This window comes from Sulfurimonas denitrificans DSM 1251, assembly GCF_000012965.1.
Classification (GTDB): Bacteria; Campylobacterota; Campylobacteria; order Campylobacterales; family Sulfurimonadaceae; genus Sulfurimonas; species Sulfurimonas denitrificans.
Genome location: NC_007575.1, coordinates 2,016,619 through 2,041,195, shown reverse-complemented (window position 1 = coordinate 2,041,195; position 24,577 = coordinate 2,016,619). Strand labels below are relative to the sequence as shown.

The 24,577-nt window shown below is 35.8% G+C and carries 25 protein-coding genes; 14 read left to right on the top strand and 11 right to left on the bottom strand.

Going from position 1 to position 24,577, the window contains the following annotated elements; genetic code table 11:
• Position 1: 1 nt before the first annotated feature.
• The 6 genes from SUDEN_RS10145 to SUDEN_RS10125 form a co-directional block, all read right to left on the bottom strand.
• Positions 2-229 carry a hypothetical protein gene (locus SUDEN_RS10145; protein ID WP_011373568.1) on the bottom strand — a complete coding sequence of 76 codons (228 nt, stop codon included), beginning with the start codon at positions 227-229 and terminating at the stop codon, positions 2-4.
• An 11-nt stretch (positions 230-240) separates the two neighbouring features.
• A complete protein-coding gene (locus tag SUDEN_RS10140; protein ID WP_041672336.1) occupies positions 241-435 on the bottom strand; it encodes a hypothetical protein in 195 nt (64 codons plus the stop codon).
• A 157-nt stretch (positions 436-592) separates the two neighbouring features.
• Positions 593-835: a hypothetical protein gene (locus SUDEN_RS10135; protein WP_011373567.1), complete on the bottom strand. Its 243-nt coding sequence runs from the start codon at positions 833-835 to the stop codon at positions 593-595.
• Positions 836-1,073: 238 nt separating this feature from the next.
• Positions 1,074-5,690, bottom strand: coding sequence for a beta strand repeat-containing protein (locus tag SUDEN_RS11140; RefSeq protein WP_011373566.1), 4,617 nt, complete (start codon positions 5,688-5,690; stop codon positions 1,074-1,076).
• 180 nt (positions 5,691-5,870) lie between these two features.
• Positions 5,871-6,092, bottom strand: a complete 222-nt coding sequence (locus SUDEN_RS11640) for a helix-turn-helix domain-containing protein (RefSeq protein ID WP_430742004.1) — start codon at positions 6,090-6,092, stop codon at positions 5,871-5,873.
• Between the two features lie 50 nt (positions 6,093-6,142).
• A complete protein-coding gene (locus SUDEN_RS10125) occupies positions 6,143-6,550 on the bottom strand; it encodes a response regulator (protein ID WP_011373565.1) in 408 nt (135 codons plus the stop codon).
• Positions 6,551-6,826: 276 nt separating this feature from the next.
• On the opposite strand from SUDEN_RS10125, the gene SUDEN_RS10120 reads away from it, so the two are divergent.
• On the top strand, positions 6,827-7,717 hold the full coding sequence (locus tag SUDEN_RS10120; RefSeq protein WP_011373564.1) for a DMT family transporter: 891 nt from the start codon (positions 6,827-6,829) through the stop codon (positions 7,715-7,717).
• A 17-nt stretch (positions 7,718-7,734) separates the two neighbouring features.
• On the opposite strand, the gene SUDEN_RS10115 is transcribed toward SUDEN_RS10120, so the two are convergent.
• Positions 7,735-8,217: a hypothetical protein gene (locus SUDEN_RS10115; protein ID WP_238374810.1), complete on the bottom strand. Its 483-nt coding sequence runs from the start codon at positions 8,215-8,217 to the stop codon at positions 7,735-7,737.
• 170 nt (positions 8,218-8,387) lie between these two features.
• Here SUDEN_RS10115 and SUDEN_RS10110 point away from each other — a divergent pair, with 170 nt between their 5' ends.
• The 7 genes from SUDEN_RS10110 (at position 8,388) to SUDEN_RS10080 (ending at position 15,569) form a co-directional block, all read left to right on the top strand.
• Complete coding sequence (locus tag SUDEN_RS10110) at positions 8,388-8,861, top strand: pyridoxamine 5'-phosphate oxidase family protein (protein ID WP_011373562.1); 474 nt, start codon at positions 8,388-8,390, stop codon at positions 8,859-8,861.
• Positions 8,862-8,951: 90 nt separating this feature from the next.
• The gene (locus tag SUDEN_RS10105; RefSeq protein ID WP_011373561.1) at positions 8,952-10,214 is read left to right on the top strand and encodes a serine hydroxymethyltransferase; all 1,263 of its coding nucleotides are present in this window, start codon (positions 8,952-8,954) and stop codon (positions 10,212-10,214) included.
• Between the two features lie 11 nt (positions 10,215-10,225).
• Positions 10,226-11,074, top strand: coding sequence for a bifunctional helix-turn-helix domain-containing protein/methylated-DNA--[protein]-cysteine S-methyltransferase (locus SUDEN_RS10100; RefSeq protein ID WP_011373560.1), 849 nt, complete (start codon positions 10,226-10,228; stop codon positions 11,072-11,074).
• 67 nt (positions 11,075-11,141) lie between these two features.
• A complete protein-coding gene (locus SUDEN_RS10095) occupies positions 11,142-12,377 on the top strand; it encodes a DEAD/DEAH box helicase (RefSeq protein ID WP_011373559.1) in 1,236 nt (411 codons plus the stop codon).
• 74 nt (positions 12,378-12,451) lie between these two features.
• Positions 12,452-13,600 carry a cation:proton antiporter gene (locus SUDEN_RS10090; RefSeq protein ID WP_011373558.1) on the top strand — a complete coding sequence of 383 codons (1,149 nt, stop codon included), beginning with the start codon at positions 12,452-12,454 and terminating at the stop codon, positions 13,598-13,600.
• A 14-nt stretch (positions 13,601-13,614) separates the two neighbouring features.
• Complete coding sequence (locus tag SUDEN_RS10085; protein ID WP_011373557.1) at positions 13,615-15,369, top strand: Na/Pi cotransporter family protein; 1,755 nt, start codon at positions 13,615-13,617, stop codon at positions 15,367-15,369.
• Positions 15,366-15,569, top strand: a complete 204-nt coding sequence (locus tag SUDEN_RS10080) for a hypothetical protein (RefSeq protein WP_011373556.1) — start codon at positions 15,366-15,368, stop codon at positions 15,567-15,569. The genes SUDEN_RS10085 and SUDEN_RS10080 overlap by 4 nt, the downstream gene beginning before the upstream one ends.
• Before the next feature lie 5 nt (positions 15,570-15,574).
• Here the strand turns inward: SUDEN_RS10080 and SUDEN_RS10075 are convergent, their stop codons facing one another.
• The 3 genes from SUDEN_RS10075 to SUDEN_RS10065 form a co-directional block, all read right to left on the bottom strand.
• Positions 15,575-18,160: an EAL domain-containing protein gene (locus tag SUDEN_RS10075; RefSeq protein ID WP_011373555.1), complete on the bottom strand. Its 2,586-nt coding sequence runs from the start codon at positions 18,158-18,160 to the stop codon at positions 15,575-15,577.
• Positions 18,161-18,237: 77 nt separating this feature from the next.
• Positions 18,238-19,017, bottom strand: coding sequence for a CheR family methyltransferase (locus SUDEN_RS10070; protein WP_011373554.1), 780 nt, complete (start codon positions 19,015-19,017; stop codon positions 18,238-18,240).
• On the bottom strand, positions 19,017-19,598 hold the full coding sequence (locus tag SUDEN_RS10065) for a chemotaxis protein CheB (protein WP_011373553.1): 582 nt from the start codon (positions 19,596-19,598) through the stop codon (positions 19,017-19,019). Before SUDEN_RS10065 ends, SUDEN_RS10070 begins: the two co-directional genes overlap by 1 nt.
• A gap of 135 nt (positions 19,599-19,733) precedes the next feature.
• Here SUDEN_RS10065 and luxS point away from each other — a divergent pair, with 135 nt between their 5' ends.
• The 6 genes from luxS (at position 19,734) to SUDEN_RS10035 (ending at position 22,511) form a co-directional block, all read left to right on the top strand.
• Positions 19,734-20,237: an S-ribosylhomocysteine lyase gene (luxS, locus tag SUDEN_RS10060; protein WP_011373552.1), complete on the top strand. Its 504-nt coding sequence runs from the start codon at positions 19,734-19,736 to the stop codon at positions 20,235-20,237.
• A gap of 3 nt (positions 20,238-20,240) precedes the next feature.
• Entirely contained in the window at positions 20,241-20,543 is a 303-nt protein-coding gene (locus tag SUDEN_RS10055) for a hypothetical protein (protein ID WP_011373551.1), read from the top strand.
• A gap of 1 nt (position 20,544) precedes the next feature.
• Positions 20,545-21,033 (top strand): hypothetical protein, encoded by a 489-nt coding sequence (locus SUDEN_RS10050; protein WP_011373550.1) that lies wholly within the window; start codon positions 20,545-20,547, stop codon positions 21,031-21,033.
• Positions 21,034-21,173: 140 nt separating this feature from the next.
• Complete coding sequence (locus SUDEN_RS10045; RefSeq protein ID WP_011373549.1) at positions 21,174-21,392, top strand: addiction module protein; 219 nt, start codon at positions 21,174-21,176, stop codon at positions 21,390-21,392.
• Entirely contained in the window at positions 21,392-21,685 is a 294-nt protein-coding gene (locus SUDEN_RS10040; RefSeq protein WP_011373548.1) for a hypothetical protein, read from the top strand. Before SUDEN_RS10045 ends, SUDEN_RS10040 begins: the two co-directional genes overlap by 1 nt.
• A gap of 43 nt (positions 21,686-21,728) precedes the next feature.
• The gene (locus SUDEN_RS10035) at positions 21,729-22,511 is read left to right on the top strand and encodes a tRNA (5-methylaminomethyl-2-thiouridine)(34)-methyltransferase MnmD (RefSeq protein ID WP_238374809.1); all 783 of its coding nucleotides are present in this window, start codon (positions 21,729-21,731) and stop codon (positions 22,509-22,511) included.
• A gap of 5 nt (positions 22,512-22,516) precedes the next feature.
• On the opposite strand, the gene SUDEN_RS10030 is transcribed toward SUDEN_RS10035, so the two are convergent.
• Positions 22,517-24,565, bottom strand: a complete 2,049-nt coding sequence (locus SUDEN_RS10030) for a methyl-accepting chemotaxis protein (protein WP_011373546.1) — start codon at positions 24,563-24,565, stop codon at positions 22,517-22,519.
• Positions 24,566-24,577: the final 12 nt, after the last annotated feature.

The window sequence follows — 24,577 nt, the reverse complement described above, 5'->3', positions numbered from 1 at the left end:
ACTAATCCCATTTTATATCATTTAAACTACCATAATTTTTTGGGTTATTTTTTCTATCATCTCTAGCGTTTAAAATAATTTGATAGTCCGAATCATCTTTTGAAACAGTTTCGATATCTAAAGAATTTGTATCAACTTTTTTTATGATTTTTACATCTGCTTTGAGATTATCTAAGATATACATGATTTTATCAATAGCGGAATCCCTAATATCAATAGTTAATTGCATTTTGATATCCTTTAAAGTTTGTTAAAAATTATAGCACTTTTTAGGTTTATGGTTGTTGATAGCAAAAAGGTGCCAGACACCTTTTTCTTTATTTTTGCATATTGAATTTTTTTAGTATAACTATAAGGAATAGTTAAAATATCATTACTTTTTAAATATATATAAATTTTATCACCGAAATCAACTCTTGTAATTGAAGTATTCATTCCATGCTCCTATAAGTTTTTGTTTATGCCCTTGTACATAAAATGGTGCCTGTCACCCCTTTTCTCTTAGAAGTAGTCTGCTATCTTCCAGTGGTTTTTATATGCAGCATAGGCTATAACCGTTGCTATAATAATTGTAACACCTAATAATATTCCACTACTCATTTTCTAACTCCTCAATCTGTCTTTTTGCTTTATTAATGGAAAAATAGTTGAACATTAAACCTACTACTAATATTCCAAATAAAAACATTAGAAAGTACTTTTCAAATCCTATCTGATTTAAGCCATAACTACCAATAGCTCCAGCAGAAGCTAACAGTACAACCATTTTTTTATAGATGATGTCACTCTTCTTAGCAATTATATCGGCTTTATCTTTTCGTTCTTGTAATGTCATATAGAGATTATGTCAAAATATAAAAAAGAATAGAAATAAAATAAAAAAGAAGAAATTTACCTCAAGAGAATGATGATTATGTAAAGTAGAAGCAAAAAAGTCCCACCAACTCCTAAGAGAAAGTGAGGCTTTGAGGTGTTTAAGCATTTAAGAAAAAACTAAGAAAAGTATCAAAATGGAACAAAATGGTGCCTGACACCCCCTTTCCTTTTTTATAAAATCTTTAAAGTTCATGTTCTTAAGCTATTAAAACTGTACCTGCAGCTGCAGTTATAGCAACTGCAGTAGCTTCAACACCTACAAGTACAACTGCAGTATTATCAGCATCATCAGTTCCAGCACCTTCACCGAAAAGATAGGTATTGCCGCCATCTACGAATGCAACTACCTCACCAGCAGCTCCTGTAGCTGTAACAAATGCTGTGTAGAAGTCTGAAACGGTTGCACCAGTTTTTGTAGCCACACCGTTGTCGATTGTCCAAGTCTCAACTGCTGTAGTCCAAACAGCTGCCGTACTGCCAAAGGCAATGCTTTCTCCTGTTGTATTCACTGCATAATCAGCGATTTGAGTCAATGCTGTACCATCGTTGCCAGCTTTGAGTGTAAAAGCATCTGCCCCTGCAAAACCAAAGATGAATTGTCCAAACGATGCTTCTGAAATCGCATCGATTTCTGTTGTACCTAAAATCATGCTGACATTTTCAACTGAACCATTACCAGCGGCATCCATAGGTTGAAAACTTGCATTAGTAATGTTACTTTGAGCAGCTACAGTAACAGTGCCTGGAGTGCCTGCTGCTAAGCCAACAACACTACTAATATTGTCGATTTTACTGCCTGAAGTATCAAAAACAACAAGTTCGCCAATTTCATTTAAAGTTGCACCCACTGTCGTTGAAGTAACTGTAAAATTAGAAGCCGTCGGTACAGTGCCGTCAAGTTTATAAGCACTGTTATCGGCAACAGCAACATGTGTTATTGTTGCATCATTTCCTGCTGCATCTTTAATTGTACCGCTATTCAATGACAAAGCATTCTGTGCAATAGCAACACCATCTGCATCATTTTTATTAAATAAATAATCTGTAGTTTTAAACACTATCTCAGTTGTACCCGTTCCTGAAAGATACGATGCTTGAACCGTATCACCACCAACAGCTAAACCAAGTTGAGGAGTACCTGTTATTGTTACTGCTTCATCAAAAGTTACAGTAACTGTAATCAAACTGCCGCCATTAATTGTACCATTAGTAGCATGATGTCCTGTCGCACTTGTGATGGCAACGCTACTAACGACTGGAGCCGTATAATCAACCGTAAGTGTCGGATTACTCTCTGTGCTTGCCGTAGCATTTCCTGCCGCGTCTATCGCCTCTACCGTAACCGTACCGCCTGCTGCAACTGCTGCTTGGAGTTCTTCTGCCGTAGTTTTTTCAAGGTCAAAACTCACTGTCGTATCTTCAGCTGCAATCGTGCTGTCGGTCGCAATGGTTGTGCCATCTACTTTTAGCACGGCAGAGCCTCCCGTAGCCTCTCCTGCGGTAATAGTCGCAGATGCCGTTAAGTTAGTATTTGTACCGTTCAAGGTATTTTCAACTAATGTTCCACCTACTGTGGTTAGTGTTACGGCTGTTGGTGCTGTCGGAGCGGTAGCATCGATGCTCTCTCCCGATAGCGTTACGCTTGTAGTTGCTGTACTTATATTGCTCGCTGCGTCGGTCAATGTAATACTTGTTGTCACACTTCCTTCATCCGCAATGCCTGTATCGCCAGAAACCACGGTATATGTACCCGTATAAGTTCCATCTTCATTATCCGTGATTGCACTCAATGTTTGTCCGTTGAATGTTCCTGCCAGAGTGAGTCCCGTTTCGCTACTTCCTGCCGTTACAGTTACTGCCACCGTGTCACCAATCTTATAAGTACCGTCTGCTACAGTTACGCTTGCTATAGTCGGAGCTGTATTATCCGCCGTAATCGCGATAGCATCAGTTGCTGCGGCATCTGTGGTTGCCGCGTTGTGTGACATGTCTCTGATAAATCCTGTTGATACATCGAGTGTATCAGCATTGCCCGTAGCTCCATATCCTGCTGTAGCTATGAGTGCCGCTGTTTTTGTATTTGTCAGCGTGATAGTGAGTGTAGTAGCATCTGTAACTTTTACTGAACTGATATCGCCCACTTCAAAACTTACATTTGCCGTAGAGCCGTCGTCGCCGTTGATATCCCAGCTCAGTTTGCTCCAGTCTAGTCTCGCTTTAACATCCGTAGCAGCGTCTTCCGTAGTTTCTAAAATAGTATCGAAATTTGTACCCGTGATAGTCAGTGTGCCTGTGTTTTCATCAAATGCAGCCGAAGTAATAGTCGAAGTCGGGATTGTTGTATCTGTAGAAACCAGTGTATCATTCGCACCCAGTATGACTTTTCCGACTAATGCTGCGTATTGCGCAGGGGTTATTGTAACTGTAATCGCAGTGCCTGCTTCATCAGAAATTGTTAAAGCATCGAGTCCGCTAAGATTAGCCTCTGTTAGATCGAGCGTTTCTGTAACTGTTGCCGATAAAGTACCGCTAGCAGTAATAGTTGAAAGGTCTGTATCTACGGCTAGGTCTTTTACTGTTACATTTCCTGAACCTAAAATAGATTTGCTCGCTGCTTGAGCGGCTGTAATTGTTAGTGTCTGTTCTGAATGAACATTGAATCCATCAATAGTTGATAGGTTTGTAAATGCAGATACATCTGCAGAAGCAGTAACAATATCAGTCACTGTTAAAGAAGAAGCAAAACCTGCAGTATTTGTATCACTTGCAAGTGCAAATACTGAAAGAGAGCCACTACCTGTAATCGTTTTAGCACTTGCATTTGCCGCACTAAGCATGATATAAGAGCTTGCATTAACTACAAAGGAAGCATCAACACCAATCGTTGGAGAGCTATTTAAAAAATCTGCAAAACCAGTTAAAGTCAGTGCCGCATTTCCTAAATTTCCTGTGAATTGCGGTACTGAACCTTCACCTACCAAGCCTGTCATTGCTGCCGTAACAGTAGTAGCCGCAATCCCGCTTAAATCTGCATCTAAAGTATCTTCAAGTGCCGTTACATTTACCGTACCTGTACCGTCGATGGTTAGTCCTGCCAAATCAGCTGCAGTATCTGCTAGTGTCTGTCCGCTAACTAATGTAATCTTATCAGTAGTGGTGATATCTGCTGTTGCAGTTTTGCCACCTCTTGTAAAAGTCGCTAATGAATCACCAACAGTACCTGCCCAAGCAACAGAAATATCACCTGTTGCAGTTCCACCAAAAGTTACTACATGTGTGCTATCATCTTCTGTTGCTGTAAATGTAGTTGCAGGCGTAGAACTACCACCACCACTCGCAGGCGGAGTAACAACTGGAGTAATAACAGCCGCAGCCGCCGCACTATTTATAGCAGCAGTACTAGAACCCGCTACCAATGCAGTTGTACTTCCAGAAGATGCTGCTGTAGTAGTTAATGCTGCAATATCATTTGCTGCTACTTGAGTTTTAGCTAGAGAGGCAAATATGTCTGTTGCACTTGTTCCAACTGCTGCGCCTGTTACTGCTGTTTGCATAGCTGTGTTTATGTTTGCTGTTGAAGTAGCAACGCTTGAAGCAACTGCTGATACTTTTGCAACTTGCTCTACAGTAGCTCCTGCTTTTGTAGCTGAGGCATTTAAGAAAGACTCAATAGTTGCGGCTGAAGAGAGGTCGAGAGTTTTTGTAGCAGTTGCTGCGCTTGAGACTATCATATCTGCTAAAGCTTTTGAAGCTGCGGTTGAACCACTAGCTATACTTCCTGCACCTGCACCATTTAACATAGCAGCTGATTGAGCAATCATGTTGTTTACTTGAACGGCAGCTGATTGGATGTTGATTGCCGCTGCTTTTTCTGCTGCACTAAGAGTAGAGCTTGACGCTGCTGTGATTGGGTCAAATGTCATTAGGTTTGTAGTTGAGCTTAATCCTAATGCATTTGCAACTGTTGCTGCAGCAGCTGAGGCTGTTGTACCTGAAGATTTCATAACTTCATTTATGAGTGTTGTAAGAGGTGAGATAGTTGTAGAACCTGATGGAGCGCTAAATGTACCCGTAAAAGCTAAACCTGTAGAGATATCAGTACCACCTGAACCTACTATAGTTCCTTTTGCACCTATGAGAGTAAAGTTACCATTTGCATCTGTTGTTGCTTTTGCTTCGCCTGCGTTCCAGATGCCATCACCATTTGCATCTGCAAATACTGTACCGCCAGAGATGTAGCCATCAAGTAAAATACCTGTTGTAGCAGCTGTTGGGTTTATAGATACCTTTGCAGTATCAACTGTTATGTGATCATCTGTAATAGTAACAAGACTTAACTCTTGTCCTACACTTGAAGCATCGTTTTTAAATGCTATAGCAACTTCTGCTTTGTTTGAAATAGCTGAATGCATCTTTTCAAAAACATTATCTACTGTCATAGATGGGATAAGTGTTGCAACGATAAACTTATCTACTGCTTGAATAGTGCGAAGAGAGTTTGAATCAGCTGCATGCGCAAAGCTGTAGTCAACAAAAGCTGTCATTTTCATATCAGCATCTGATGAGCCACCATAAGTCATGTTGTATTTTGCCATCAAAATAGTACCGAAGTCTGCTTTTGTAGTAGCATTTGCATACTGAGCTTCATATACTGATGAACCAATAAATGCATCTGAGAGTTTCCCCAAATCGTTTTCATTATTGTCATAAAATGTAACGAAGTTCGCTGACGTTTCTTGACTAAATGCCTTGTTGAAAAGTGCCGAAGCAGTTTTCATGATTATTGTCTCTTTTTGCGCTGTAGTTAGTGCCATTTTCTAATCCTTTTTGATTTTATTTTAAAAACACCATATTTTATAAATCTAGCGTTATAAATAGTGTTACATTGATTGATTATGCTAGAAAATTTAGAAGATGTAACTTTGTGTAATATAATTATTTGTCATTTGTGAAAGTGAAAATATATCTATTTTTGTAATATGTGGTTTGGATGGCTACTGCTTGTGAAGTTTGTAGCCAACTCCTTTGATGACTTCAATTGTAACTCCTTGCATTTTTGACTTAAGTCTAAAAAGCAACTGTCTGCGAGAGCCATCAGTTACTGCTTTGTCGTGCCAAAGTATAAATTCAATAGTCTCAAGAGTAACAATTTGTCCGATATTTTGAACCAGAATTTCAACTAAAGAGAGTTCTTGTTTTGTGAGTTTTACATGTATGTTTGAGTGGTATAGTTTTTTTTCATATCTGCTGTAGTGATAATTGTTTCCTATGTCAATGATGTCATTTGAGGGGGGGTAATTAATCCTAAACGAATTGAGATTAGTTTAACTTCTTTTAAGAGTTGTGAATCGAGGTAAGGTTTAACAATGTAACCAATAAAGTGTATTTTTGAAGCCTCTTTTAAAATTTGATAATTATGGTGTTTTGTTACAACAATAGTTGGTATGTTCTCTGTTTTATGAATAAAAGAGACAATCTCAATGCCATTTAACTTAAATTTAGTTTCCATGTCAATAATTATGCCATCCACTCTGCACAATTTAATAATTTCCATGGCATCACTGGCGTTAGATACGATACCACATACTTCAAAACCGCTAGATTTGAGTAATTTTTTTATTTTTAAAGCTGATAATCTGTTATCTTCAATGATTAATACTTTAGTTTGATTCATAAACTCAATAGTAATTTTTAAATGTTATATTTAGCGTTACATTTTAAGAATTTTATTATTTAATGGTATAAATATATAAAACTGTTACTATATGTGCTATTAGATTATTGTTTCTGCTCTTGTTTTGTTTACATGCAGATATTAGAGAGATAAGGATGTTGTATTTTATGAATCAAACTAAAAAGCAAACTTATAAAAGATAGAAGCGGTTTTAAATAAGGCGACAGTATCAAGAAATAAGCTTGTATAATTCGATAAAAACTAAGAGCAAAAAAGATGAGCAGCACGAAAAATCAGACACGCTACTTTATACTTATGATAGTTGCTATGCTTTTTTGGGGTGTTGCTTGGACGGCTGGGAAGGTTGCAGCAGAGCATTCTCATGCGGAAGTTGCAGCATTTTGGCGTTACGCTATCTCGTTTATAACTCTTTTGCCTGTTATCTGGTATCTTAAGAGTCCACTCAAATCAGATAGAGTTGGATTTATCTACATGTTAATGGCTGGGCTTTTGACCTCTCTTTTTAACTACCTTTTTTTTGCAGGACTATCTCATGGAGCAGCTGGATATGGCGGAACTATGGTGACATCTCTTGCACCAATTTTTACATATCTTATGTCCATAACTATTTTAGGTACAAAGGTCTCAACTAGACAAGTAGTGGCACTCTCCATCGGGATTTTCGGAGCACTTATTTTACTTCGTATTCCGTTTGAGGGTTTTGGGTTTTTGCATGTAGAGAGTTCATACTTTTTGGGGTGTGCCGTTGTCTGGGCATTAGTTACCATACTTTCGCAAAAGGCGGCTTCAAGAGCAAATCCTATGTTTTATACGCTTGTCGTTTTTGGCGTGGCGGGCTTTACAAATATGATGTTTGCACTCCCTTATCATCCGTTTGACTACGGGGCGTATGACACTGTTTTTTGGGCTACTATTATCTTTATAGGAATCGTTCCTGGGACTTTTAGCACCGCTCTTTATTTTATCTCGGCAGGTAAAATTGGCGCTCATCAAACAGGCGTTTTTATGTTTATAGTCCCAATAGGCGCTATCGCTTCTAGCTGGGTTGTATATGGTGAAAATCTAGAATTATCAACGCTTATAGGGTGTCTGCTCGCTTTTGTTGCAGTTGCTCTTTTTAATATGAATAGGAAAATAAATAAGTAGAGCAATTAGCAGTAATACTATTTTTGCTCTATAAGGTCTTGTTCTTTTTTTTCTCTGTTTTTTAGTACATGTATATAAACAATAAGAATAAAAAATAGTGCAGATGTTAAACCAAGGACAAGCAGAAGCAGAGTTTCAGATGGATCAGTCTCTAGTAAAATCATTTTTCTAACTAAAACAACAAAAGTAATCTCTAAAAATGTTATGGCATAGTCAAAACCATTTTTTATGAAAAGTGTTTTTACAATTGCAAGTACTATCAGCGTAAAGAGTCCATCTGTTAAAATATTTTTTATAGAAGCAAAGTCAAGAGCACCTTGAGCAAAGGTAAATGAGACAACTTTATGAAACAGACTCATAAGACAAATAGCTAAGTATGCAATCATAATCATGATAAAAATATAACGCAAAATATTTACAAACTTAAGAAGTATAGCATCTGCTCTTTGATCTAAAAAGATATCAAAATTTAAGATTTTTGTAAAAAAAGTCTCCAACATATTCCTTTTTTTACCTTTTGTGTTTTTTCTCTCTGTAGGCATAATTTTTACCTTATTTTTTTGCAAAGTATATTCCAAAGTGTTTCATCTGTCAATAAAGAGTGGAGCAATTTTTGGATTGCTTTTAGCGGATAGATTGCATTATACTAACAAGAAAAAAGGAGATGGATATGAGACATAGAACAAAAACACATCTTTTAACGCAGGAACAGATTTTAGAGTTTTTGCATCGTGCTGAAGTTGGAAGAATAGGAACATTTTCCAAAGATGATTATCCATATATTGTGCCAATGCATTTTGTATATTTTGAAGATAAAATATATCTGCATGGTTTGCCTATGGGAGAGAAGATAGACAATATAAAAGATAATCCAAACGTATGTTTTGAGGTAGATGAGATGCTCTCGCTGTTACACGAGGGAGTAGAAGACCCATGTGACGTAAATAGTGAATTTAACAGCATTATCATGCAAGGACATGCTTCGATTGTTGAAGATTTTGATGAAAAGTATAAAGCACTTTATAAAATAATAGAAAAATTTACTCCGCATCTGATAGATAAAGAGATGCCGCCAAAGATGATAAGTGGAACTGCAGTCATAAGAATAGATATTATTAAATGTGTGGGACGATACTATAAATAGAGTGCAAGCAAAATATAGCAATTTTTGGATTGTTAAATATTTTGGCTTGAGATATTATTTTAAAAATAAAATAATAGCGGAGATACTAAGATGAGTTTTATATCAAGCAAAAGTTTAGAACATGCGGACAGGGAAGTATTTTCAATCATAGAAGGCGAGTTAAAGAGGCAAACTGCTCACTTAGAGATGATTGCCAGTGAAAACTTTACAAGTCCGGCGGTTATGGAAGCTATGGGAAGCGTATTTACAAACAAGTACGCTGAGGGTTATCCATACAAGAGATATTATGGCGGTTGCGAATATGCTGATGCTGTTGAGCAGTTAGCTATTGATAGAGCTTGTGAGATATTTGGCTGTAAATTTGCAAATGTTCAACCACACTCAGGAAGTCAAGCAAATGCAGCTGTTTATGCGGCACTTCTAAAGGCTGGTGACAAACTCTTAGGTATGGATTTAAGTCATGGCGGACACTTGACACATGGTAGCAAACCGAGCTTTTCAGGGCAAAACTACTCAAGTTTTACTTATGGTGTTGAGGCAGACGGAAGAATGGACTATGATAAAATCTTAGAAATCGCAAAAGCAGTTCAACCAAAGATTATCGTTTGTGGAGCATCGGCTTATGCTAGAGAGATAGACTTTAAAAAATTCCGTGAAATTGCTGATGCTGTTGGAGCTTTTCTTTTTGCAGATATCGCTCATGTGGCTGGTTTAGTCGCGGCAGATGAGCATATGAGTCCATTTCCTCACGCTCATGTAGTAACAACAACTACTCATAAGACTCTAAGAGGTCCAAGAGGCGGTATGATTATGACAGATGATGAAGAGATAGCAAAGAAGATAAACTCTGCTATTTTCCCAGGTATTCAAGGTGGTCCGCTTGTACATGTTATCGCTGCAAAAGCTGTTGCATTTAAAGAGATACTAGACCCGTCATGGAGAGAGTATGCAAAACAAGTAAAGGCAAATGCAAAAGTGCTTGAAGTTGTTTTAACAAAAAGAGGTTATGATTTGGTCTCTGGCGGAACGGACAACCACTTAGTGTTGGTGTCGTTTTTAAACAGAGATTTCTCAGGTAAAGATGCAGATGCAGCGCTGGAGAGAGCGGGAATCACAGTAAACAAAAACGGTGTTCCAAACGACACAAGAAGCCCTTTTATAACAAGCGGTATCCGTATAGGAAGCCCAGCACTAACGGCTAGAGGTATGAAAGAAGCAGAGTTTGAACTTATCGCAAACAAAATCTGCGATGTTTTGGATAATATAAACGATACAGAGCTACATGTAAAGATAAACAAAGAGTTAGAAGAGTTAGCAAAGGGCTTTGTGATTTATAATAAATCAACTTTTTAAAAGAGCTAAAAATGGATGAAATTTCACTCCTGCACGATAACTATAAACAGATAGAAAAAGCCATCAAGTATATTGATGAAAACTTTAAAGAGCACCCATCTATTGACGAGGTTGCTAAAAATATCGGTATGAGTAAATTTCATTTTATAAGAGTTTTTAAAGAGTATGTAGGCGTTACCCCAAAACAGTTTTTGCACTCTGTTACTCTAAACTATGCAAAAGAGCATATAAAAGAGTCCAAATCTATCCTTGATAGCAGTTTGGATATAGGGCTATCAAGCAGTAGCCGTCTCCATGAACTTTTCGTAAATCTAATAGGTGTAACTCCTAAAGAGTGGAGAGAAAAAGGAAAGGATGTTCTTATAACTTACGGTTATGGGCAGACTCCTTTTGGTGAGGCACTTATCGGTTTTACTGATAAGGGAGTTTGTTATCTGGGCTTTATAGATGAGAATAAAAATGAGATTTTTAAAAGATTTAACGAACTCTGGGAAAATGCAAATCTACATTTTGATGAAAAAGCGGCACGTGAATACTTAGAAAATATCTTTATAAAAAACAAAAAATACTCTCTTTTTGTAAAGGGAACAAATCTTCAAGTAAATGTTTGGAAAGCGCTCTTAAACCTTCCAAACGGCGTAGTCGCCACTTACCAAGATATAGCAAACTATCTTGAGAAACCAAAAGCTACCAGAGCAGTCGCCTCCGCCATTGGCAAAAATCACATCGGCTATCTTATCCCATGCCATAGAGTCATAGCAAAAAGTGGAGCTATGAGCGGTTACAGATGGGGAATAGAGAGAAAAAAGATACTAATAGCCTGTGAATCAATCCAAAACAATCAACTGAGTAATAAATAGGAGCAGTAAAATATCCTCTAAAGGCAAAATTACCTAAAATGCGCTCAAATATAGAGAAGGATAGTAAATGCCGTTTTCAAAACTTGGACTTTCGCAAAATATACTACAAGCACTAAAGCAAAACGGCTTTACTAAACCAACACCTATTCAAGAGAGAGTTATTCCGCTTGTGCTGGAGCGTCATGATATTATGGCAAAGGCTCAAACTGGAAGCGGGAAGAGTGCCAGTTTTATTTTGCCTATTTTAGAGCTTTTATCTCGTGATAGCTATGAGGGAAAAGCAAAGATAAAAGTCCTTGTTCTAACACCTACAAGAGAGCTGACACAACAGATAGTTGAAGCTTTTAACACTTTTGGTGCGTTTATGAGCAAGAAGCCAAAAGTTGTTGGTGTAATCGGCGGAGAGGGGATTGGAGAGCAACTCTTTAACATTCAAAAAGGGTGCGATATCTTAGTTGCTACATCGGGGCGCTTCCTTGATATTTTAAGTAAAAAACAGATGATTCTCTCACATGTAGATTTTTTTGTTCTTGATGAAGCGGATAAAATGCTTGATTTTGGGTTTGCAGAAGAGCTTGAACTTATCCTTGAAGCACTTGGGCAAAAGCGCCAAAACTTACTCTTCTCAGCTACATATCCTCCAAAGATGCTCTTTATCGCTTCAAAGATTATGCAAAATCCCATTGAGGTTAGTGTAGAAGATGAAGAGCCAACAGTTGAGAGTGTTGTTCAACGCGCTATTTTGGTAAGCAGAGAAAACCGCGCTCCTCTTCTTAGACATCTCTTAAAGAGTGAAAAATATGAACTTGTAATTGTGTTTATGTCAAGCAAAAGAGCTGCTGATAATATAGCTGCAAAGTTTAGAAAACATGGATTTAGCGCCGATTCGTTTCATGGCGATTTGCATCAAGAAGATAGAAACTACACGCTAGAAGAGTTCAAAACAAAAAAACTCCAGATTTTATTTGCCACTGATTTAGTCTCAAGAGGATTGGATATAAATGACATTACATGCGTAATCAATTTTGACCTTCCGCGCTCAAGTGCTGACTACATACACCGCATAGGACGAACGGCAAGAGCAGGTAAAGCTGGGATGGCTATCTCCTTTATAGACCATGAAGATGAGGCACATTTTCGCTTGATAGAAAAACGCTCAAACATCAGACTCAAAAGAGAGCAGATAGAGGGCTTTGAGCTTACTACAGAAGCGCCAAAGAGAGAAAAAGGCAAAGAGCCTATAAAAGGCAAAGGCAAAAGTAAAAAGGACAGAGCAAGAGAAGCAGCCGCAGGAATAAAGTAGATATAAAAAGATGGTTTTGTTGGGAGTAGAGTTTTATTTTAATGAGTTGGTAAGCTAAAAGGATAGGTAGTTGCATGCAAAGTGTAGCGTTGTTATCGGGAATAGTTATTTTAATTTTAGTCGCTCCCCTCTTTGCAAGAACACTCAAAGTGTCAGTTGCAGTTGTAGAGATAATTTTAGGTGCACTGGTTGTTTGGTTGGGTTTTATAGATGGGAACAATGAGCAGTTTAAAGATATTGCAAAGATAGGGTTTTTTTATCTGATGTTCTTGGCTGGTGTTGAGGTAAACATTAGAAAGTTTATAACTTTTAAAGATAAATATATAAAAAACATCATTTTATATTTTAGCTCTCTTTATGGAATATCGTTTTTGCTATATTTTATTTTTGATCTAAATCCAGTCTATATAGTCGTTATTCCAATAGTCTCTTTGGGGATGATAATGGTGTTAATAAATGAGCATGGCAAAGAGCATAAGTGGCTTGAACTCTCACTTATAATAGGCGTAATTGGTGAGCTTATAAGTATCTCTGCACTTGTCATTTTTGACGCAATAGCAGTTCATGGTTTTGGTGAAGAGTTTTATAAAAATATTTCAATTCTTATAGTTGTTCTTATTGTTACAGTTTATGTTTTTAAAGCTCTAAGCATACTTTTTTGGTGGTTTCCTGCACTTAGAAAAACTATTATGCCAGACAATGACAGTATGAGTCAGGATATTAGAGTATCTATGGCACTCTTTTTTATACTTATTGCAATTATGCAGTATCTTCATATAGATATGGTTTTGGGAGCCTTTATAGCGGGTGTTTTTATAGCAAACTTTTTTGAGCATAAAGTTGAACTTCCACAGACTCTGCATCGTGTTGGGTTTGGGTTTTTAGTGCCTCTGTTTTTTATCTATGTTGGAACAACACTCGATATTAACGTCTTGTTGACTATAAACATACTCTTTGAAGCAAGCTTGATAGTTATGGCTATGGTTTTAGCTAGAATAGTTAGTTCATTTGTGGCATATTACAGGTATTTGGGAGTTAGAGGAACTATTTTGTTTAGCCTTGGCGATTCCATGCCTTTGACGTTTTTAATAGCAATCGCTACTATAGCTATAAGCAACAACGCTATTAGTTTAGATGAGTACTACGCATTTGTTTTAGCGGCTATTATAGAGGCTATTGTTATTATGATTGTGATTAAATTTATTTTGAAAAAAATTAAGTAAAGCAGAGGTTTATAATGCTCAAAAAATATTACTACTATCTCTTTCTATTTTTACTAGCTCTTGTTCTTTTTTATAATCATGACTACAAGATTATCATAGCTGGAGTAGCTATCTTCTTGATTGGTATGACTTTTATGGAAGATGGGTTTAAACTCTTTAGCGGTGGAGTGCTTGAGAGAGTCTTGCAAGTTAGTACCGACACACTTCCAAAGGCTATTGGAACGGGCTTTATAGCCACTGCTCTAATGCAAAGCTCATCACTTGTATCTATCATAATTATCTCATTTTTAAGTGCAGAACTTATAACTCTAAGTGGAGCTATTGGAGTTATATTTGGCTCAAATATCGGCTCAACTACTACCGCTTGGATAGTCTCTAGTTTTGGTTTAAAGATAGATATAGCCTCTTTTGCGATGCCTATGATAATTTTTGGAGTTGTTTTAAAATTTTCACAGAGTAAAAGTTATCAGGGTATAGCAAATATACTTTTAGGGCTTGGGTTTATATTTCTTGGTATTGATTATATGAAAGATGGTTTTGAAGTTTTGCAAAGCAAACTTGACCTTTCAAAATACGCATTAGAGGGATATTTAGGGGCTTTGGTTTATATTTTGCTAGGCGTTATTGCAACTGTTATTATGCAGTCAAGCGCAGCAACAATGGCTATTGTTATCACTGCTCTTGCAACAAATCAGATTATCTATATAAATGCTCTTGAACTTGCAATAGGCGCAAATGTAGGAACTACAATTACTGCAATTTTAGGTGCACTCTCCTCAAATGCAAATGGCAAAAGAGTAGCAACAGCACATCTTATCTTTAACCTTATAACCGCTTTTGTAGCTATTGTTTTTCTCTATCAGCTAAGCGATTTTACAACGTTTTTAGCCTCAAAAATAGGCATTGGCGATGATGATTATGCTATGAAACTTGCACTCTTTCATACCATGTTTAATGTTATTGGAGTTCTGCTTGTCGCTCCATTTACGCAAAGGCTTGTAAAATATTTAGAGACGCTTTTTATAGAGGTAAATATTTATGCACTAAAACCTCTATACTTGGATAAAGTTGTTATAAATGTACCAGATGCTGCGATTGAAGCTATAAAAAAAGAGACAATTCGCCTATATGATAGTGCGATTGAAGCGATATCTCATGCCATTTCGCTGCATAGACATGAGTTTATAAAAAGCCCAGACATACCGAGTGTTGTAAAAAATTCACAGATAAATATCAACACAGATGTGGATGAGTTTTATGCCAAAAAAATAAAATCTCTCTACAGTGACATAATCTACTATGCGACTTTATCTCAAGAAAATATGAACCAAGAGAGCCAAAATCATGTCTATGATTTGAAACTTGCTTCACGTGAGATAATAGAAGCCATAAAAAATATGCGAGATTTGCAAAAAAATATATATTTTTACTCAAAATCAAAAAACAGTTATGTAAAAGATGAGTACAATAACATAAGAATCTATATCGCAAAGACGATAGACACTATAAATATGGTTAAAGAGCATGAAGATGAGATAGATGTTCTCTCCTCTATGGAACTATTAAAAGAGAGTGTAAAGGCTCTTGACAATATAAAAAATAGCCGTATAGATACGCTTATAAGAGAGAATAAGATAGACTCAAAAATGGCAACATCACTTATTAACGATAGCTCATTTGCCTATGATGTAACGCAAAAGCTTCTGCAAGTGGCTACAATATTGTGGATAAAAGATAAAGATTTAAGAACATTGGGAGTTTCAACATGAAAATAGATAAACTAGTCAAAGAGATACAAAAACTTTTCTTTAGTGAAAGTGACGAAAAAAAGAGGGAAAAACTAAAAGATAAGCTTGTAAAAAAGATAACAAAAACAAAAAAAGAGTTAAAAGAGGTTTCAAAAAAAGAGGATAAAGATAAACTCAAAGATAAGCTATATATCCTCAAAAAACTCCTTGAGAGAGTCTGAGGTTTTTACAAACTCTCTTTTGGTTCTGAGAAGTAGTATCCTTGTGAATAGTCAATTCCTAGAGTTTTGACTATCTCAAATATCTCCTTATTTTCAACAAACTCTGCAACAATCTTCATTCCAAGTTTATGTGAAAATTCAACAATAGTTGAGACTATAAGACGCGCATTTTTATCTTTGTCTATATTTCTAATAAGTGAGCCATCAATCTTTAAGAGGTCAGGTTTTAGTTTTATAAGGTATCCAAAGTTGCTATAGCCAGTTCCAAAATCATCAATAGCAATTTTACACTTATACTTTTTTATTTTTGTGATAAATATTAAGAGTTCTTCAAAATTTTCTATATATTCAGATTCGAGAATTTCAAAAATAACTCTATTTCCAACCTCATATCTATCGAGCATCATAAGAATATATTTAGACATCTCTTCATCTAAAATATCGTTAATGGATAGATTTATAGAAAACTGTGCTTCTTTATCTTTAAACATCTCAAAAGCCTGAAAAACTACAGCTTTAGTAATACCAAAATACTGCTTTGTCTGTTTTGCAATGTCTAAGAAGAAATAGGGAGATAAAATTTTATCTCCATCTCTCATTCTAACTAAACACTCATATTTTTTAGGCTCTTTGTTTTCGTCTTTGTTATTTATTATTGGCTGATAGTAGGTGATGATGTTATCGTTTTTTAGAGCGTCAGAGATTTTTTTTGTAACTATCATATTGTTTTCATACTGCTGATTTAGCGATAAAGAGTCATCATAAACTAAAAGGTCAATGCTGCTTTTTTTAGCAGTTTTAAGAGCCATGTTCGCACCAGAGAGGATGTGTTCGTTATCTTCAAAAGAGATTCCGCAACTACATGAAAGAAGAATTTCTTCATTTTTCATGCTAAATCTCTCTTTTATTAGGAGCAGTATCTCTTTTGTTTTTGAGATGAATTTCTCTTTGTCATACTCAACTCCAACTACTACAAACTCATCACCTTGGAGTCTATAAAACTTTAGTTTTTTATCTTTTGAGATGAAATTATAGATTTTATTTGCTATTGAGATGATGACTAAGTTTCCAAACTGATGCCCATAAAAGTCATTAAGCTGCCTGAAATTATCAAGGTTTAATATTGCCAAAGAGAGGTCTTTAAGCTCTTTAATATCCTCAGAGAGTTTTGTTCGGTTGTCATAACCAGTTAGTGCATCAGTTGTGAGAGCATTTTTTATCTCTGTGATGTCGCTACGAATTGCAATATACTCAACAATCTCTCCATTCTTATCGAGGATAGGGTTTATAATCGCCTTTACCCAGTAGTATGAGCCATCTTTTTTAAGGTTTATTACCTCACCACGCCACGGTTTTTTTAGCTCTTTTATGGTATGCCACATCTCTTTGAATGTATTATCTTTCATTTGTGGGTGTCTTATAAAATTGTGCGATTTACCAATTAGTTCATCCTTTGAAAAACCGCTGATTTTACAAAATTCACTATTTACATAGGTAATAATACCTTTTGGATCTGTTTTTGAAACTATAAAGCTTCTATCTACCGCTGCTCTGTACTGCTCTAAAAGTGAGATAGATTCATCATAATTTTGTTCTAAAGAGTTTGTTGAGGAGATAATTTTTCTAACAATTAACACCATTATAGAAGCAAGAGTAATGATAGTAGTGAGCAGAAATGATGTTATAAGAAGAATTTTGTAAAAAGTAAGTTTTAGTTTCTCATTTATAAGCTCAGTTACACTCTCAAAGAGTTCACGCTCTACATCTCTTAGTGCGTTTATTGAGATTGTTGATTGTTTAAACCAGTATGATGGCTCTACTAGAGAAAAATTTATATCATTTCTATCTCTAATGATTGAGTGTATCATATCAAGAGTCTTCTCAACAGCCTCTCCCCTGAAGTGTCGTGCATGAATAGCAAGAATATCTTTACTAGCGATTGTTTTGAAATTTTCACAATCAAGATTATAAATCTCTAAAAATTTTATTAGAGATAGCAAAGAGCCCTCAGAGAGCTGTTTGTTTGAGTAAACCTCCATCAAAGTTGCTCTTATCTGCCCCAGAGCCTCTTTTGCAGACGCGAGATAGCTATGAGCTTGGAGATAGTTTCTGTGCTCTTTATCATTCATTAAAGATGGAATTTTTTTTACAAATAGAAGAAGAGATTCTATCTGTTGTGTATAGTAGGCTTTTGCATCAGGAATAGAGAGGCTAAGGAGTTTAATATTGTTTCTGTTTTTAATATCTTCTAAAGTACCTAGCGCTTGAGAGTTATGACAAAAATCACAAACATCAAGAGTGCTCTTAGCATCCAAAACGGCTCTGTCGCAGAGTGCTTTTACATGTTGAAGATTTGTATCTTTATCGTCTATTTTTTTATTTGCAATCATTCCAGTTGTAGTGCCACGCTCTATTTGCATGAAGTGAATAACTTTTGAAATAACTTCTGCTTCTAGTATGTACTGTTTTGTAAGTTCTAGATTTTGTCTGTTTTTAATAATATCTGAGAGAAGCATAAATGAGAGAAAAGTTATAAAAAGTATCGGCACTACTGATAAAAATAGTAATTTAGACTTTAGTTTTAACTTCATTTCTTCTCTTTCGTTCTTTCATGTTATATAATTTTTTTTAATATAGATTAGGATATTAAAAGTATTATTATAGCGACTTAAAACAGATCTGCGTGCCCAAAAAATATCTCTTGATTTTTATTTTTTCTAAGATTTTGTAAAATCTCTTTTGCTTTTATTTTTGTCTCTTTGTCAAAATATATAAGCATGTTTCTACAAAAAATAAAATCGAAATTTCCTATGTTTTTAAAAGAGTGGTCAAAAATATTTATCACTCTAAAGGTGACTCTTGACTTAACGCTATCATTTAAACGATATAAGCCACCCTCTTGCTTAAAATATTTACGGAGCTGCTCGCTAGAGAGATTTCGTATGTTTCTCTCTTTGTAAACTCCATTTTTTGCTCTTTGTATTGCCTCTTGATTGATATCTATACCAAGTATGTTAAAGCTCTCAGAAGCAACGCCAGCCTCTAAGAGAGCGATAGCTATACTGTATGGCTCCTCTCCAGTAGCCGAGGGTGCGCACAAAATTTCTACTTTATGAGAGCATTTTTTAACAAGCTCTACTAACTCTTGAACCTGTTTAAACTCTCTGTAAAAAAATGTCTCATTGGTTGTAAGCGTGTCAATAAGCTCTTGTTTTAGAGTGCTGTTGCGATTTAAAGAGTCTAGTAGCTCATGAAATGAGAATATCTCTTTGTGTTTACAAAATGTTGTTACTTTATTTTTTAAGATGGACTCTTGTTTGTCAAAAGTAACTCCTGTCTCATTTTTAAAGAAGTTTGCAATTTGTGAAATATCATCATAATCTTGTATCTGCTCTCTTTTATGCTCTGGCTCAAAAGAGGTATCTTTTTTGAAAAAATTAAAAAACATTAGTTACAAAACTCCATAATTTTATTTTTTATACCATTAGTGTCATCTATCTCAATTGACTCTATTGATTGTCTTGCCCGAAGCGGCATTCCATCTACAATGGCGCTCTCTTGGGTTTGGGTAATTGTTCTAGCCCCCATTAAAGACAACTCTTTGCATCCGCTAACACCATCATCGCCAATTCCTGTTAGTATAATGCCTAGTGTTTTATAACTCTTTACAAAAGGGGCAAAAGAGCTAAAGAGAGCGTTTATATCGGGATTGTATTTGTACTCTTTTGAACATGTAAGATGAAATTCCAGCCCCACATTTGTGCTATGAATTGTGGTGATTCCTTGGCAAATATATATCTCTCCCGCTCTTAATCTAAGAGCATTTTCTATAATATGTATGCTGTTACTACTATGCTCGCCTAACCTTTTTACAAAACTTGCAATAAAATCAAGCGCCATGTGCTGAGCGATTATGATGGTTGTATGTTTGAGTTTTGGCAGAGCTTTAATTATCTTCTCTATCTGACCTGGTCCTCCAGTTGAAGCACCTATGAGGATAACTCTCTCGAGTTGTGAATTTTCTAACACATAAATTCCTAAGAGACATATTTTACAAACTTTAATTTGCGTGATTTTATCACATGTACTCTGTTTGTTAGCCTTTTTATGAGAGGTTGTTTTTATAAAAACGCTACAATAAGTCAAAAATACAAGGAGATTTATATGCCACTATTAGATAGTTTTAAAGTTGATCATACAATTATGCCAGCCCCAGCAGTTCGCCGTGCAAAAGGGATGAAGACACCAAGCGGTGATGATATTACAGTTTTTGATTTACGTTTTGTTGCTCCAAACAAAGAGATTTTATCCTCCGAGGGTATTCATACGTTAGAGCATCTTTTTGCTGGATTTATGCGAGACCACCTAAACTCTAAGGATGTTGAGATTATAGACATCTCTCCTATGGGATGCCGTACAGGGTTTTATATGAGCTTAATTGGCTCACCAGACGAGCAGAGAGTAGCAGATGCATGGAGCGCTTCAATGCAGGATATTTTAGGGGTTAAAGAGCAAAAAGATATTCCAGAATTAAATGTTTATCAGTGCGGAACTTATAAGATGCACTCGCTTGAGGATGCAAAAGAGATTGCTTCAAAAGTGTTAGAGAGACGCATTGGTGTTATGGATAATGACGCTCTAGCTCTTGATGAATCAAAGATAGGATAAGAGATGTATATTTTAATCCCAATGGATAGCGATGATATAGAAGAGGCTTCAATAGTTGCTATAAATGATGTTGTAGTATGGACTCAGTTACATGTAGAAGAGGGCAGAATTAGAGCGGTCTCTCATAATGCAAACAGAGATGCTTTTCTTAACCTAAGTGAAGTTGCAGTTGTAAAAAATGACAACGAGTATGTATGGCCATTTATGGAGCAAAATATGATGGTTTTAGTAGCACACACTCAGCGTAGTGTAGATGATATAGTTGAAGCTTATCTTTTTAAAGAGCTAAATGAGTTAGCGTACTAAAATGGTTGATTTAGAACATTTCAGAGCTATTTTTAAACCTCTCCCTGGAAATCACTATCTTGAAGTTAGCACAACAACAGATGAGATAACCAAACTCTTTAGCGATATGATGCAAGGTGTTGGCGGAGAGTTTAATCTAGCTCTCTATGGCAAAAATAAACAAAATCTCCATGCGATAAATGCAAGAGTTCAGTATATAGATGACTTTAAAGCCCCATTTAGAGCGCTTCCAAGAGACCATGATGCTGTACTTCTTAAAGATATATTTCATCTTCATCAAAATCAAGAGATGATGTTAAAGCTCTCTTATCTTACTCTTGCAAACACTGCAAACATAATCATTATGGAAAAAAAAGGCATCTTAGATATAGATAAGGTAGTAAAGCAACTTGAAGATTTTGAGTTTAGAGCCCCAAACACGATAGAAGCGGTTGAAAGATACGATTTGCTAATCGCCAAGAAGATGCATATGTGGGGTAATGGGTTGTAGAGGATTTTTCTCACTTCTATAAGTCTATCAATCCGACTCATAGAGTTTATTATGCTGCTTTCTTGAGTGGAGATGTGATTATACAAATGAGAGAAATATGATAAAATGTACCAAAGAGTTTATGTCATAGGAGTATTTAAATGTCAGTGTCATTAAATTATGATCAAATGCCTATAAGTGAAAAGTTTTTAATGTTGGAAGAGCTATGGGAAAATATGAGTAATGATGCAACTCAAAAGGGCTTTACCCCTCAGTGGCATCTGAATATATTAGAGCAAAGAGAACAAAATATTCAAAATGGCAAATCAACCTTTAGCGAGTTAGAAGAGGCTAAAAGCAGGTTACAAAAGTTAGTTTAATGAAAATAAAAATCCTTGATGAAGCTGAAAAAGATATTGCTATAGGGGTGTATTTTTATGAATCACAAAGCGAAGGCTTAGGTAAGTATTTTTTAGATTCTATATTTTCAGATATTGAATCACTCCATATATACGCTGGAGTTCACATAATTATTTCTGATTATTATAGACTTTTGTCAAAGCGTTTTCCATTTTCAATATATTACAAAATAAAGAATAAGATAATTTATATTTATGCGGTTCTTGATTGTAGAAAAAAACCATCATGGATACAAGAGCGACTTTTTAACTAAAATCAGCATAAATAACATTTTGAAGTAAAACTATAGAAAAAGAGTGAGCTATTTGACTGTGATGAAAAAATTTGATGATAAACTCCACTCAATAGTTTTAAGTGAAGATGGGAGCTATACGGCGTACTCAAAAGAGTACGAGGAGCATTATCACTCTACAAAAGATGGTGCGCTATATGAATCACTTGTAAAACATGTTATCCCAGCATTTGAACTAAAAAAAAATCATTCAGAGATAACCATCTTAGATATCTGCTTTGGTTTGGGTTTTAATACACTCGCTACTATTTGGTACCATAGACAAAACAGACTAACTTCAAAACTGCGTATATTTTCTCCTGAACTTGATGGCTCTTTGGTTAAATCACTTAAATATTTTAGTTATCCAAAAGAGTTTGAACCACTAAAAAATATAGTAAAAGAGTTGTCACAAAATGGGATTTATCAAGATGAAACTCTACATGTAGAGATATTTGTAGGCGATGCAAGAGAGTATATAAAAAGATTTAGCGCTCAAACCTTTGATGTTGTTTTCCAAGATGCTTTTTCTCCAGCAGCAAATCCATTGCTATGGACAAAAGAGTATTTTATGGATATAAAAAATATTATAAAAGATGATGGAGTTCTTACAACCTACTCAATAGCGCTACCCATAAGAGTTGCTCTTTGGGAGAGTGGTTTTTATGTTTTTTTAAATAGTGGAGAGGGCTTTAGAGATGCAACTGTGGCATCTCAATCAAAGCTAGATATTTATAGCGTGGTAGATGTGGAGCATAAGATGAGGTGCAATCCACATGTAACTTCACTTAGGGATTGCACTCTCTAATATATTTAAGTTCTAAACTCTTCAAGTTTACCATGTAACTCATCGGTCATAGAGTTTAGATGTTCAGCTGCTGCTGCAATCTCTTCTACGTTTCTTGCATTTTTTGAAGAGATTTCATTTATTTGAGTAACTTGTGAGACAATATACTCAACATTTTTACCAGTTTTCTCAAAATCGCTTACAGTCTTATCACTAGCTCTTACAGCATTCTCAACTATAGCAACACTGTTATTTATCTTATCTTCTACATCAGAAGCACTTTGCGCTAAGGCTTGAACTTCCTCTGAATTTGAGCTCATCTGCCCACTTACATCAACGATAGATTGTACTATTACATTTATAGTTGCATTTATCTCTGTTAAGCTTCTTTGCGTTCTCTCTGCAAGTTTGCGCACTTCATCAGCAACAACGGCAAAACCACGTCCATGCTCACCAGCACGAGCTGCTTCAATCGCAGCATTTAGAGCTAGAAGGTTTGTTTGGTCTGCAATGTCTGAGATGATTTCAAGAACATTTTTAACTTCATTTGCTTCATGTGAGAGAGTTTGCATTCTATCAGAGAGTTCAACTTCAAGTTGAGCACTCTCTCCAACTTTTTTACTAAGAGAGACTATCTCAGCTCTTGCCATGTCAAGATTTTCATTTGCTTGAAGTATCCCTTTTTTGCTCTCTTGTGCATCATGTATCGCCTGAGAAATCTCATCTTTGATGCTATTTGCTTTTTTAGTTGCATCATCTATAATAGATACAGACTTCTCAACACTCTCTCCAACTCCCATCGCCGTTGTTGAGAGCTCATGTGAGATTGAAGCGTTTTCGCTTGCTGATTGTTTTGAAGTCTCTATGAGGTCTCTTAGTGTTAAAATAAGTGTATTGAAACTATGTGCCATTTGTGAGAGCTCTAAAGGTGCATTTTCATCCACTTTTATTGTTAGGTTTTTATTATCGCCAATAGTTAAAAGAGATGTTTTAAATCTCTCTATAGGTTTTACTAAACTTACGTTGATAACATAGATAGAGATTATAATAATTACAACAAGCAGGAGCAGTGAGTCAATGATTAAAGTATTTCTTATCTCATTTGCAGATGCTATAACCTCCTCTTCACCTATTCTTGAGATGATAGCCCATTTAAGGTCCTCTCCTATTTGAATGCTAGAGTAAGAAAATATAACGCTGCTACCATCAAAACCTGTTGATGTAACGTTTCCAGTTTTTCCTTCAAGAGCATTGCGAGAGGCTTGTGTATCGCCAGAACCAGTAGAAGGATTTGCGAAAGATGCCTTTACTGAGTGAGTATCTTTTCTCAAAAAGCTATCACTTCTCATAAGCTTGTCAGCTCCAACTAGATAATCATCTTGAGTTGCAGCGCTCCCTTCTTCTCTGTAGCTCATAACTTTGCTTATTGCGCTATTTGAAATTTGAAATATTAAAACAGCTTTAACTTCTCCATTTACTTTTACAGGTGTAGATAGAAACATTGAGGGTTCATTGTTGCTTGGTGCGTAAGGCTTCATGTCTATAAAAGTAGGACGATTGTTTTTTAGAGCTTCTTTGTATGCCATGCCCAAAGAGCTATCTTTTAGTGAGCCATGAGTAAGATTTGCTCCATTGTCCGACTTTTTTGCACCTGTGTACATAACATGACCATGTTTTGCGCATACAACAAATATGTCGCTATAACCATAATCTTTCATATAGGCTTGAAAATATGTCTCATGAGGAGCAATTTCCGCTAATGCCATCTGGTTTTTAGCTGGATAATCATCTTCTCCTTTAACTTCTAGTTCATTATGGACTCTTATAAGTGAGCTAGCAAGTTCAGCCAAATCTTTAGACCTTGAGAGAACCTCAATATCTTTTACCCTTGATTGGAAAAAATCCTCAATCTGACCTTTTTTAAGATCTCTTCCTTTTGAGAGTTGAGATAAATTTTCACTAAGTAGTGCCTCTTTACTTTTTGAACTAGCTATTGAAGTTGATATTAAAGCCAACACAGCTAACGAGGCAATCACTAAGAGGATAACCTGCATTTTTATAGACATTTTTTTCATTATTTTTTTAGC